The sequence below is a fragment of the Deinococcota bacterium genome (assembly GCA_030858465.1).
GTDB lineage: Bacteria > Deinococcota > Deinococci > Deinococcales > Trueperaceae > JALZLY01.
In genome coordinates this window covers 1-11,327 of sequence record JALZLY010000162.1, presented here as the reverse complement: position 1 = coordinate 11,327, position 11,327 = coordinate 1, and the positions used below count along the sequence as shown (strand labels likewise).

The window sequence follows — 11,327 nt, the reverse complement described above, 5'->3', positions numbered from 1 at the left end:
GCGGTATACTGACCGTGCTTAAAGTCCGGAAACATCAACGCGAGAAGGTAGATCGCGGGTGTCCAGTAAAAGGTCTCCGTCATTTCGGCCTGAACGTTGACTGACGGTGGCGCCAAATACAACAAATACGTAAGCTTGAGCAAGAAAAACGCCCCGATACCCGCGACAATTAGGTAAATAACTATCCGCAACGTGCGTTTGTTTGACAAAAGCATCACTTCTAGGACGGTCAGACTCAAGAACAAGAGGGGATAGGCGACCTGATCAAAGGGGTTGGTTTGACCGGTTGGCCTTTCGAAAATCCAGCCCAACAAAAAAGCGAGAGCGCCGAGCGGAATCGTACAGAGGACTACGCGACGCAGGGGCTTACTGATCGCTTCATCCAGCTCTTCAGCCAACTCCGACATGAGCAGTTTTCTAACGCTCCTCATTGGCCGATCCAATATGGTTTCATGCGCAACCTCCCAAAATGGTGGCAGTTGCAAACTCAATAAAAGCATACGACACAAATCGCATGAAGTTGCCCCCGGCCAGCCCGCTCCTCCTTCGATCGCTCAGGGTCTCCCCGAACCGTATTCCGCCTATGACTCTAAGTATAACCCATGAAGCCACCATGAAGTAGCTTTCCTCGGCAACGCCGGAGCCTCCGAAAGAACCCAGAAGCACCAGGGATAGGGCTCGCTACAGGCTCCCTTGCCGGGGTCCAGCTGATCCTTGAAGGTCTGGCCCGTCGGCGGACGCTTTAACCTCTGCCCAGCCTCTCGAGCACCAGCCTCTCGAGCACATAGCCCTCGAGCTCGGCCGCCCGGTGCGCCGCGGTGTGCTCCGCTAGGACGCGCGCCCGCGCCCGTTCGCCGACGGCGCGGCGCTCGCCCTCGGCGAGCTCGAGGTGGCGCAGGCTGTCCTCGGGGCTCTCGGCGACGAGGATCTCCTCGCCCAGCTCGAAAAACGCCCCCAGGCCCTCCCAGAGGTCGCTGATGATGGGCACGCCGCAGGCGGCGGCCTCGAAGAGCCGGACGCTCGGCGAGTAGCCCACCCTGACCATATCCGCCCGGGTGACGTTGAGGGTGAAGCGCTGGGCGTTGTAAAAGGCCCGGTGCTCGGCGGGCGGAAGGTGCTCGAGGCGCTCGACGTTTTCCGGCCAGTCGATGGTGGCCGGGTACAGTGGCCCCGCCACCACGAAGCGGCCCCCTCCGTTTGAGCCAAAGGAGCGCCGCGCCGGCTCCAGGAGCAGGCGCTCCAAGGGCGGCTGGCGGTCGTCGCTGTAGGTACCCATGTAGCCGAGGTCCCAGCGGTGTTCATGGGTTTCGGGGTAGGTTTCGGGGTAGTAGAGTGCCGGATCGACCGAGCAGTAGAGGGGCCGGGCCAGCGGCGCGCCGTAGTCCCGCTCGAGCCGCTCCAGGACCGGCCCGCCGCTGAACGACAGGTAGAGGTCATAGCGCCGGACGAGCTCGGCGGAGAGGTAGTCCGCTGCGCCCTTTGCCAGCTTCGCCAGGGTGACGGGCGTGTCGATGTCGTAAAAGGCGCTGATGCCCCCTGCGGTCCGCGTGACCCAGTCGCCGACGAGGATGCCGTCCGGAACAAAGGAGCCGACGATGACCAGGTGAGCCTCTTGCACGTCCGCCCTGAAGCGGCGCTCGAGCGACTCCAGGTCTGCGTACAGCTCGGTGCGGCCGTAGGGCGGCTTGGGCAGGTCGCGGTGGGCGGCGTACCAGGGCACGTCCCTCTCGAGAAACAAGACCTGGTGGCCGCGGCGGCAGAGCTCGCGCACCAGCCCGCGGTAGGTGGTGGCGTGGCCGTTGCCCCAGGACGAGGTGATGGAGAGGCCCAAGATGACGATGCGGAGGCCGGGGTCGCTGCTGCGGCAGATGCCCGGTGGTGGAGCCCTCACCGCGCCACCCGCTCGCGAGGCGCCGCGGTGCCGAGCAGGGTCTCGAGCTCCGCCGCGCGCTGGTCGTAGGTGTGTTCGTTCAGGACGCGCCGGTAGGCCGCCCGGCCCAGTGCCCGCGCCCGCTCGGGCGTGAGCGCGCGAACGGTTTCGGCGACCTCGAGGCCGTCTTGCGCGACGAGGACCTCTCTGCCGGGCTCGAGAAAGCGCTCGACGCCCTCCCAGGCGTCGGTGATGAGGCAGGCGCCCGCCCCGGCGGCCTCGAAGACGCGGGTGGCGGGGGAGAAGCCGTAACGAGCCATGCTCTCACGGCTGATGTTGAGGACCGCCTTGGGCGTGCAGTTGAAGGCGTTGTGGTCGCGGGTGTAGACGTGGCCGAGATGGTGGACGTTGCCGGGCGTGCTCTTGCTCTCCCAGCCGCTGCCGCCCAGGAGAAAGCGGCCCTCGGGCAACTCCGCGGCGGCGCGCAGGAGGAAGTCCTCGACGCGCGCCTCGCGGTCGGGCAGGCGGTTGCCCAAAAAGCCCAAGTCGCCCTCGAAACGCGCCTCCGGGGGCGCCGGATGGTGGGTGGAGGGGTCGAGCGCGTTGTAGATGGGCAGGCAGGCTCTGGCGTGAAGCGCCGTGTAGGCGGCGATGACCGGCTGCCCGCCGCCGTAGGTGAGGACGAGGTCGTAGCGGGGGATGAGTCCCCGAAAGGGGTCGGCGCCGTCGTCTTCGACGCGGCTCAAGGTGGCGGGCGCGTCCACGTCCCAGAAGGCGACCAGGGTCTCGGGCCCTTGCAGGTCGAGCACCGCCGCCTCGAGCAGCGCGTCGAAGACGCCGACGCCGCTGGCCTTGACCACCAGGTCGGCGCCGCGGGCCTGCTCGAGCGCCCGGAGGGCGCCCTCTTCGCCCTCATAGACCACCACGCTGGCCCAGTCGGGGTCGTCCATGTCGCGGTGCTGCTGCCGCTCAAAGGCGTCCGGTTCGAAGAAGGTGACCCGGTGGCCGCGCCCGTGCAGCGCCCGGACGAGGCCGCGGTAGTAGGTGGCGGCGCCGTTCCAGTAGGCCGACACCAGGCTCGAGCCGAAAAAGGCGATCTTCAGGCCTGTCCCCGCTGCTCTCGTCACGCTGTTCTCCCTTTGGTTCTCGCCGGCCCCTCAGGCGCCGCGTCCAACCCCAGCTCGAGGCAGATAGCCAGGAGCTCGTCGGCGCGGTGGGCGCAGGTGTGGCGCTCTAAAATGGTGCGGCGGCCGCGCGCGGCCAGGTTGCCGGCCAGTGCGGCGTCCTCCAGCACCTCGCGCAGCCTCCGGGTCATGTCAGGGCCGTCCTTCGCCACCAGAAAGTCCTCACCGGGGGTAAAAAGCCCTTCGGCGTCGTCCCAGGGCGCGCAGATGAGCGGGATGCCGCAGGCCAGCGCCTCGAAGACGCGGATGGTAGGGATGCCCGGCAGGGCGTGGGCATAGGGGCGGCGCGGCACGTGGACGGTGACCCGGTAGTGGGCGAAGACCCGGGGCGCCTCGAAGTTCGGCAGCCAGCCGGCGTAGTCGAGGCCGGCCTCCCTCAAGGCCACTTTGGCCTCCTCGGGGTAGCGCACCCCGTGGACGCGCGCCATAAGCCCCAGGGCCTTGACGGGCCCCAGCAGAAACTCGCGGAGCTCGGCGCCGCGCTCCTCGTCGCCCCAGTTGCCGATCCACACCAGGTCGCCCCAGGAGTCCCCTCCCCAGGAGTCCCCTATAGAGAGGGGCTTGAAGCGCCGGGTATCGGCGGCTTCGTGCCAGGTCCAGGCCCGCTCGGCCCAGCCGCGCGCCAGGTAGAGGTCGCGGATGACCCGGCCAAAGGCCAGGACGCCGTCGTAGTGGCTGAGGTCGTAGGCGGCCACGCCCCTCTCGTCGCTCACCGCCCGGTGATGGGTGTCGTGAAAGAGGAGCCGGTAGCCGCCCGCGCGCTTACGGTGCTCGCCCAGGCGCCGCACCAGCTCGTGGGCGTTCCACTCGTGGACGAGGACGAGCTCGGCCCCCCCCAAGGCCTCGTCGAGGTCGAGCGTCGCAAGGTCGTAGCGGCAACCCTCCAACTCGGGGTAGGCCGCGTGAAACCCCGCCAGCGGCCTCTCGCCGTGCTCGCTCAGGAGGTTGCGCAGGCTCCAGCCGTCCTGCGGTTCGTAGACCGTGACCCCGTGGCCCTTGGCGACGAGCTCCCCGGCCACGCCGCGCAGAAAGTGGGCGTTGCCGTGGTTCCAGTCCGACACCAGCGAGTGGTAGAACATGACGACGCGCACGCCCTCTCTAGCCCCTCACGGCAGCAGCGTGGCGCCGTGCGGCGAGGCCTCGGTAGGCGCTCAGGTAGTCCTCGGCCATCCGCTCCGGCGTAAACCTGAGCGCGCGCGCCCGGGCGCGGCCAGCCAGGCGGCCGCGGTACGTATCGTCGCGGATGAGTAAGTTCAGGGCGGCGCTCCAGGCTGCGGCGTCGTCGGCAGGGACGAAGAGCGCCGCCTCGCCCCAGACCTCGCGCAGGCTGGGCAGGTCGCTCAGGACCAGCGCGCAACCCGCCAGGGCCGCCTCGAGCGCGGAGAGGCCGAAGGGCTCGTAGCGGGCGGGCAGAACGTAGATCGCGGCGCGCGCCAGCCAGGCGGCGAGGTCCGGGCTCGAGAGGCGGCCGAGCGTGCGAACCCCATCGTGCCGAACCCCATCGTGCCGAACCCCATCGTGCCGAGCGGGGTGGCCTTGGGGATGTCTGGCCTCACCCGCCGCGAAGACGGGCCAGGGCAAGGCGGGCGCCACCTCGCCCAGGACGGCCACGTTCTTGGCCTCGTCCCAGAGCCGCCCCGCCGTCAAGACCAAGGCTTCCTTGAGGGCTTGCTTGGGAGCTGGGGCGAAGCCGTCCTGGCGCCCGTTGGGAATCACCCGCGCGCCAGGTAGGGGACCGTAATGCTCCTCGAGCGCCGCCAGCATCGCCGCGCTCGGCGCGACCACCAGGCCGGCCGCCCGCAGCCCGCGCCGCACTTCCCGCTGGTAGCGCGCCCACCGGGGCGGCGCCGCCTCGCGCCTCACCGCCGCCCACCAGGACAAGACGCAGGAGTGGCCGGCGACGAGCGCGGGTGCGGCCCAGGGCAGCGCGCCGTGGGCGTAGCCGTTCAGGTGGACGAGGTCGGGGCGAAGCTCGGCCTCGAGCCCGAGCAGCCAGTCACCGGCCTGCGCGACGTCCTCCCAGGGGTCGTCCATCCACTCGAGCTTGAAGGAGCTCTCGAAGAGGGTCAGGTTGGGCAGCCGCGCGGCCTCGTCGCGCTGGTCGGGCCGGAGCGGCGCGCCCATCGTCGCCAGGGCGACCCTGACGCGGTGCGGGGCCAGTGCCCGGACGAGCTCGAGCGCGTAGGTCCACACCCCGCCGACGCCGTCGGCGGTCATGAGCAGGTTCATGGGCTTGTTCTCACGGAACCCCGATCAAAGGCTTACCAGCGCCTTGAAGAATCCCTCCGGCCGTTCCCGGCTGAGCTCCAAGGCCTGGTCGAGCCTGTCCAGGGGCAAGGTGTGGGTGTAGAGCGGGGCGGGGTCGAGACGCCCTGTCCGCACCGCCTCGACCGCCTCTAACATGCCCCGCAGATAGACCTCCGGCTCGCGCTCGTGGGCGCTTACCACGTCGAGGCCGCGCCAGTTCCAGAGCTGCATGTTGACCTGCCTGGGGCCATCCTGATGGTAGCCGGCGATCACCAGCCGGCCGCGCACCCGGCAGAGCTCGGCGGCGAGGTCGAGCGGCCACTGCGCGCCCACCGCCTCGATCACCCGCTCGCAGCCCTCGCCGCCGGTGAGCGCCTTGACCCGCTCGATGATCCTCCAGTGGTCGTCCATCACAACCGTCTCGGCGGCGCCCAGCTGCCGGGCCAGCTCGAGGGCGAAGGGCCGCCGGGTGATGGCGATCACCCGCGCGCCGGCTCCTACGGCGAGCTGGACCAAGAGCGCGCCGAGAAAGCCGATGCCGACGACGGCGACGGTCTGGCCCGCGCCTACGCCGCTGCGCGCGAAGACGTTCATGGCGCAGCCCAAGGGCTCGCCGGGAAAGGGCTGGTCGGCCAGCGACGCCGGCAGCCGCACCACCGCGTCCGCGGGAGCGATGTCGCACTCGGCGTAGGCGCGGTAGGAGAGCGCCGCGACCCGGTCGCCGGCTTCGATCTCGGTCACCCCCGCGCCGACGGCGTCGACGACGCCCCAGCCCTCGTGACCGGGCGCGCCGGGCTCCAAGGGGTAGTCGAACCAGGGCCGCCCCTCCCAGACCGGCAGGTTCGAGGCGCAGACGCCGCAGCCCGAAAGCCGCAGGCGCAGCTCACCGGGGCCGGGCTGGGGCAAGGGCGTGTCCTCGAGCCTGAGTATGCCGGGCCCGGCGAAGACGGCCGCGCGCATGGTGCGGGTGGCGGGGGCAGGAGCAGCTGTGCGGCTCACGAAGCCACCTTGCCAGCGGCCAACTCGCGCGCGCTCAGGCCGCGGTGCTCGAGCAGCCAGTCGTGCAGCCTCGCCACGCCCTGCCGGACCCTGACCCGCGGCGCCCAACCCGTCGCCTCTCGAAACTTGCCCGTGTCCGACACGTAGTAGCGCTGGTCGCCGGTCCGCCAGGCGCCGAAGCCGACCTCGGGCCGCCTGCCTTGCAGCTCGCCGATCAGCTCGACGAGCTCGAGCAGGCCGAGGCTGTTTTCGGGTCCGCCGCCGATGTTGAAGGCTTGGCCGGCGAGAGCCTCCACCCTCTCCTGCGCCAGCAGAAGGGCGTCGATGAGATCGCTGACGAAGAGGATGTCGCGCACCTGCATGCCGTCGCCGTAGAGGGTGATGGGCTCGCCCCTGAGGGCCCGGATGAGAAAGTGCGCCACCCAGCCCTGGTCCTCGCTGCCGAACTGGTGTGGCCCGTAGATGCAGCTCATGCGCAAGACCACCACCGGCAGGCCGAAGCTCCTGCCGTAGTCGAGCACGTACTGATCGGCCGCGCCCTTCGAGCAGCCGTAGGGGCTGTGGAAGTCGAGAGGTCGCTCTTCGCTCAAGCCGCTCGCCCGCAAGAGGGGATCGTCCGGTTCATAGCGCCTGCCCTGCCGGCGCAGGCTGAGGTCGTCCAAGCCGCCGTAGACCTTGTTGGTCGAGGTGAAGATCAAGGGCGGCGGCGCCTCCTGCGCCCTTAGGGCCTCGAGCAGGTTGAGGGTGCCGCGCCCGTTGATCTCGAAGTCGTCCACGGGGCTGACCAGGCTGGTGGTCACCGCCACCTGGGCGGCCAGGTGAAAGACCTGAGACGCGCTCGAGGCGGCCTCGCGGAGCCGGTAGGGGTCGCGGATGTCGGCGATGTCGACGCCCAGGCCCGCGCCGTGCGCCCCCTTCAGCCAGCGCAGGTTCCGCTCCACGCCGGGCCGGCTCAGGTTGTCGAAGATCAAGACGGGCCGGCCGCTCTCCAGCAGGCGGTGCGCCAAGTTGGTGCCGACGAAGCCTGCCCCGCCGGTGATGAGCACCGGGCGCTCGGCGTCGCTGACGCGCACGGAGGTCAAGAGCGGCGCCGCCGCCCGCACGCCCGCTACGCCGCCCTCTTGCCAGAGGCGAAAGAGCAGCTTGGGCGTACCGTCCGCCCGCTTGAGCCCGAAGTGATAGTGGCGCTCGTCCTTGTGAAAACCGTCCTGGTGGGGCAGCTTCGGATCGAGGTCGTGGGCCGAGTACCAGTAGACGCGCTCGACGGGCGCCTCGAGCAGCCCCAAAAAGACCCTCACCTGCTCGGTCTCGTCGTGCTGCCAGGTCGAGTAGCCCGCCTCGGTGATCCAGATCTCGGGCCCGTGGCCGTACCGCTCGAGCACCTCGCGCACCTTGGCGACGTTCTCCGCCCAGCTCTCGCCCTCGTACTCCCAGGTGCCGGGAAAGCCGTGGACGCCCACCGCGTCGATATGCTCGAGCACGCCGCGCTCGGCGACGAGCCGCAGCCAGTTGGCGTCGGTCGGGCACATGCCGGCCAAGACGGTCTTCTTGCCGCGCCGCTGCGCCCAGTGGGCCGCCCCGCCGACCATCTCGCAGAAGACATTCCACATCGGGTCCAAGCGCCAGTCCCAGTCGTTTAGGTTGTTGGGCTCGTTCCAGAGCTCGAGCCACTCGAAGTGTACGCCGAAGCGGGTGATCATCACGTCGACAAAGTCGGCGTAGAGCTTGGGCTGGCGCGGTGGCGACGAGGTCTTGGCCGCGACGCCCAAAGAGGGCGGGGTGTAGACGAAGCAGGGCAGCACGTTTAGGTCCTTCGCCAGCCGAGGCAAGAGCCAACTGTACCAGCCCTCGCCCTCCGGGCTGTGCCAGTCGGCCCAGGAGACGCCGGTGCGGAGCTCGTTCACGCCCAGTGCCCGCAGGTCTAAGAGGGCGCGCTCGACCCGCGCGTGTTCGCCGGGCCTGAACCACTCGATCACGCCTAGGCGCGGCCCAGAACTCGGTCCGGAACTCGGCCTAGAACGTGGCTCCGTCATACCGTCAGCCCTCTGGCGGCCAGTTCCTGACGGGCCTCCATCACCCGGTCGACGGCGACCTGGCCCTCCAGCCACGAGGCCAGTTCGGTGAGACCATCCTCGAGCCCCACCCGCGGCTCGTAGCCGAGACGCGCTTTGGCCAGCGCGATGTCGGCAAAGCAGTGGCGGATGTCGCCGACGCGGTAGTCGCCGCTGATCTGGGGCGCGATGTCCACCCCCAGCACCCCCGCCATGCGCAGGGCGATCTCGCGGACGCTGTAGGCCTGTCCGCTGCCGACGTTTACGGCCTGCCCCGCCGCCTCCGGCCTGGTCAAGGCCAAGACGCAGGCCCGCGTCACGTCGTGGACGCTCACGAAGTCGCGCTTCTGGTAGCCATCCTCGAAGATCATGGGCGGCTTGCCGTTTAGGAGCCTCGCGGCGAAGATGGCCAGGACGCCGGTGTAGGGGTTCGAGAGCGCCTGCCGGGTGCCGTAGACGTTGAAAAAGCGCAGGGCCACGGTGGCTACCCCGTAGGCGCGGCCGACCATCAGGCAGAGCCGTTCCTGGTCGTATTTGGAAAGCGCGTAGACCGAGGCCAGCGAGGGCTTCTTGCTCTCGGGCGTGGGCAGGGGGCTGAGCACCTCGCCCGCTTCGCTGTAGACCTCCCAGTCGCCTTCCTGAAGCCTTTCCAGCCTTCGCTCCGCGGTCTCGTGGAGCTGACCGGAGGCGCCCTGGTAGAGGCCCTCGCCGTAGAGGCTCATGCTCGAGGCCACCACCAGCCTCTCGACCGGCTTGTTGATGAGCGCCTCGAGGAGCAGCGCCGTACCCAGGTTGTTGACCTGGGTGTAGCGCGCCAGCTCGTACATGCTCTGGCCGACGCCCACCATGGCGGCGAGGTGGACGACGGCGTCTACGCCCGCCAGCGCGCGCGCGAGTGCCTCGGGGTCGCAGACGTCGCCGACGATGAGTTCCGCCTCGAGGTTCAAGTAGGCGGGGCGCTCTCCAGCGGAGCCGTGAACTTGCGGCAAGAGCGCGTCTAAAACGCGCACCTGCCAGCCTTGACTCAGCAGCGCATCGCTGAGGTGCGAGCCGATAAAGCCCGCACCTCCGGTAATCAGAACTCGTTTCATACAGCCCTCCACCTGAACAGGAGTTTTGTGACATTGTCGGGAGTACTGTGTCGGGATTACTGTGCCGGGGGTATTGTCGCCGGCATCATACCGCCGGGGAAGAAGAGGCTAAGTTGCTGAAGCCCACAGTCTGAAAGGCGGGGGCTAGGGACTGGGGGCTGGGGGCTGGGGGCTGGGAAAAATGCGAACACCTGGACCCCGGCCCTATCCCCTAGCCCCCGCCTTTCCCGTGGCGGCCTCCAACTCCGCGCGGTTCCAGGTGCTCACGCAGGAGGGCTTGTCGGGGTCGGGCTCGCAGAGATAGATCTCGTGGCCGGGCCGCCCCAGGACGCGCAGGCCGCTCGAGCGCAGCATCGCCGTCACGCCGGCGTGGTTGGGGGCCCACCAGTTGGTGGGGTCGCCGGCGAAGTGATGCTCCAAAAAGGCCATCTTGGGCCAGCCGGGCTCGAGCAGAACCTCGCGCTCGTCCATGCCCCTGTCGTGGGTATCCTCGTACACCGCCTCGCCCGGCATGGTGAGCGTCTGAAAGACCATGAGGCGCCCCACCCTTTGCGCGACGATGTCGAGGCCCAAGAGCGGGTAGCGCAGGTGGTAGAAGACACCCATAAACAGCACCAGGTCGAAGCTCTCGTTCGAGTGCGCGAGCTCGTAGACCTGCTCCCTCTCGAAACTCACGCTGTCCTCGAGCCCGAACTTCTGGGCGGCCCAGCGCGCCTGGGCCAGGTAATGCGGATCCAGATCGATGCCCTTTACCAGGGCGCCGCGGCGCGCCAGCTCGAGCGAGTAGAAGCCCGCGTTGCAGCCGATGTCGAGGGCGCGCCAGCCGCGCAGGTCCTGGGGCAGGTGGGCGGCGAGTTCTCGCCACTTGTAGCCCGGGAAGTCGCCCAGGGGATGGTCGGGCGCGGTCTGGGTGCCGTCCGGCAGATGAAGGTTGTGGAACCAGGGCGCCAGCGCGCCGGCCTGCTCGAGGCTCGAGGGCGCTTTCATGCCCGACGCCCGCGGAATGAGGTTCGCCTCTGTCGTTGATGTCGTCGACGTCGTTTCAATACCGGTGCCTCCACTAGTTGGGGCATGATGACAGGTCCGCCGGGGTAAAAAAGCACCTTGGCGCGCGTTCGTCGGGCTGTCTTCGGCGGCTGCGGCAGGTCGAGCTCATTTCAGCTCATTTTTGACCGCGAGGCTTTAGCGTGCCCCGGCCTCTTGGAGCCGGTAGAGGCTCAAGACGTTGGAACCGTAAGCGCGCCGGTCCGCTGCCAACGCCTCGCCGCCCCGCTCGAGCTCGAGGCTGAGCCCGCTCGGGTGCTGAAAGACGTAGAGGCCGCCGGACTTGGCGACGCCCGCGTCGAGAATGGTCTGAAAGAGTAGGGGCAGCTCGAGCGGATAGGGCGGCGCCGCGAAGACCACGTCGAAGGCGCCCCGGTTTTCAAGGACGTACTCGAGCGCGTCGCCCTGCACGACTTCGGCGGGGAGCCCCAGCGCCAGGGCGTTGCGCCTCATGACCTGCGCCGCGGGACGGCTGAGCTCGACCAGCGTGCTCCGCCAGCCCCGCGAGGCCGCCTCGAGGCCGACCGCGCCGGAGCCCGCGAAGAGGTCCAGAAAGCGGCCGCGCGGGTAGAAGGCGAGGATGTCGAAGAGCGCCTCGCGGACCCGAGACGGCGTTGGCCGAGTGCCGCTCCTGGGGGTCTCCAAGGGGCGCCCTTTGGCCTTGCCGCCGATGATGCGGGGTTTGCTCATGGGAGTCAGTCTACAACCGAGCCGGTCTGAAAGGGCCCAGCGTCAAGCTGTCTCTGTCGAGGTGCTTCGCGAACAGCGCTCAGCGTTCGGCTTATTTAGCTTATTTGGAGCTCTCCGAAATGATCTGTGCTCAGGTCGTTTTTCGTCATAA

10 protein-coding genes are annotated in these 11,327 nt (G+C 68.8%); all 10 read right to left on the bottom strand.

Translation table 11 applies throughout. The features are described from left to right. Nucleotides 1–407, bottom strand: a 407-nt coding sequence (locus M3498_08250) for a hypothetical protein (protein ID MDQ3459272.1), incomplete at its 3' end; no start/stop codon positions are given. 335 nt (nucleotides 408–742) lie between these two features. Continuing rightward, nucleotides 743–1,891, bottom strand: coding sequence for a glycosyltransferase (locus tag M3498_08245; GenBank protein ID MDQ3459271.1), 1,149 nt, complete (start codon nucleotides 1,889–1,891; stop codon nucleotides 743–745). Then, entirely contained in the window at nucleotides 1,888–2,997 is a 1,110-nt protein-coding gene (locus tag M3498_08240; protein MDQ3459270.1) for a glycosyltransferase, read from the bottom strand. Before M3498_08240 ends, M3498_08245 begins: the two co-directional genes overlap by 4 nt. Continuing rightward, the gene (locus tag M3498_08235; GenBank protein ID MDQ3459269.1) at nucleotides 2,994–4,145 is read right to left on the bottom strand and encodes a glycosyltransferase; all 1,152 of its coding nucleotides are present in this window, start codon (nucleotides 4,143–4,145) and stop codon (nucleotides 2,994–2,996) included. The genes M3498_08240 and M3498_08235 overlap by 4 nt, the downstream gene beginning before the upstream one ends. A gap of 7 nt (nucleotides 4,146–4,152) precedes the next feature. After that, nucleotides 4,153–5,283 (bottom strand): glycosyltransferase family 4 protein, encoded by a 1,131-nt coding sequence (locus M3498_08230; GenBank protein ID MDQ3459268.1) that lies wholly within the window; start codon nucleotides 5,281–5,283, stop codon nucleotides 4,153–4,155. A gap of 24 nt (nucleotides 5,284–5,307) precedes the next feature. Next, nucleotides 5,308–6,261, bottom strand: a complete 954-nt coding sequence (locus tag M3498_08225; GenBank protein ID MDQ3459267.1) for a zinc-binding dehydrogenase — start codon at nucleotides 6,259–6,261, stop codon at nucleotides 5,308–5,310. A 35-nt stretch (nucleotides 6,262–6,296) separates the two neighbouring features. Beyond that, on the bottom strand, nucleotides 6,297–8,333 hold the full coding sequence (locus tag M3498_08220) for an NAD-dependent epimerase/dehydratase family protein (protein MDQ3459266.1): 2,037 nt from the start codon (nucleotides 8,331–8,333) through the stop codon (nucleotides 6,297–6,299). Beyond that, the gene (locus tag M3498_08215) at nucleotides 8,330–9,442 is read right to left on the bottom strand and encodes an NAD-dependent epimerase/dehydratase family protein (protein MDQ3459265.1); all 1,113 of its coding nucleotides are present in this window, start codon (nucleotides 9,440–9,442) and stop codon (nucleotides 8,330–8,332) included. The genes M3498_08220 and M3498_08215 overlap by 4 nt, the downstream gene beginning before the upstream one ends. A gap of 204 nt (nucleotides 9,443–9,646) precedes the next feature. After that, the gene (locus tag M3498_08210; protein MDQ3459264.1) at nucleotides 9,647–10,429 is read right to left on the bottom strand and encodes a TIGR04290 family methyltransferase; all 783 of its coding nucleotides are present in this window, start codon (nucleotides 10,427–10,429) and stop codon (nucleotides 9,647–9,649) included. Between the two features lie 195 nt (nucleotides 10,430–10,624). After that, complete coding sequence (locus M3498_08205) at nucleotides 10,625–11,176, bottom strand: RsmD family RNA methyltransferase (GenBank protein MDQ3459263.1); 552 nt, start codon at nucleotides 11,174–11,176, stop codon at nucleotides 10,625–10,627. Between the last annotated feature and the right edge of the window lie 151 nt (nucleotides 11,177–11,327).

Excerpts from the sequence above, each read along its gene's own strand:
- M3498_08230 (MDQ3459268.1), bottom strand. The coding sequence starts at position 5,283 with ATGAACCTGCTCATGACCGCCGACGGCGTCGGCGGGGTGTGGACCTAC.
- M3498_08225 (MDQ3459267.1), bottom strand. The coding sequence starts at position 6,261 with ATGCGCGCGGCCGTCTTCGCCGGGCCCGGCATACTCAGGCTCGAGGAC.
- M3498_08220 (MDQ3459266.1), bottom strand. The coding sequence starts at position 8,333 with ATGACGGAGCCACGTTCTAGGCCGAGTTCCGGACCGAGTTCTGGGCCG.
- M3498_08215 (MDQ3459265.1), bottom strand. The coding sequence starts at position 9,442 with ATGAAACGAGTTCTGATTACCGGAGGTGCGGGCTTTATCGGCTCGCAC.
- M3498_08210 (MDQ3459264.1), bottom strand. The coding sequence starts at position 10,429 with ATGAAAGCGCCCTCGAGCCTCGAGCAGGCCGGCGCGCTGGCGCCCTGG.
- M3498_08205 (MDQ3459263.1), bottom strand. The coding sequence starts at position 11,176 with ATGAGCAAACCCCGCATCATCGGCGGCAAGGCCAAAGGGCGCCCCTTG.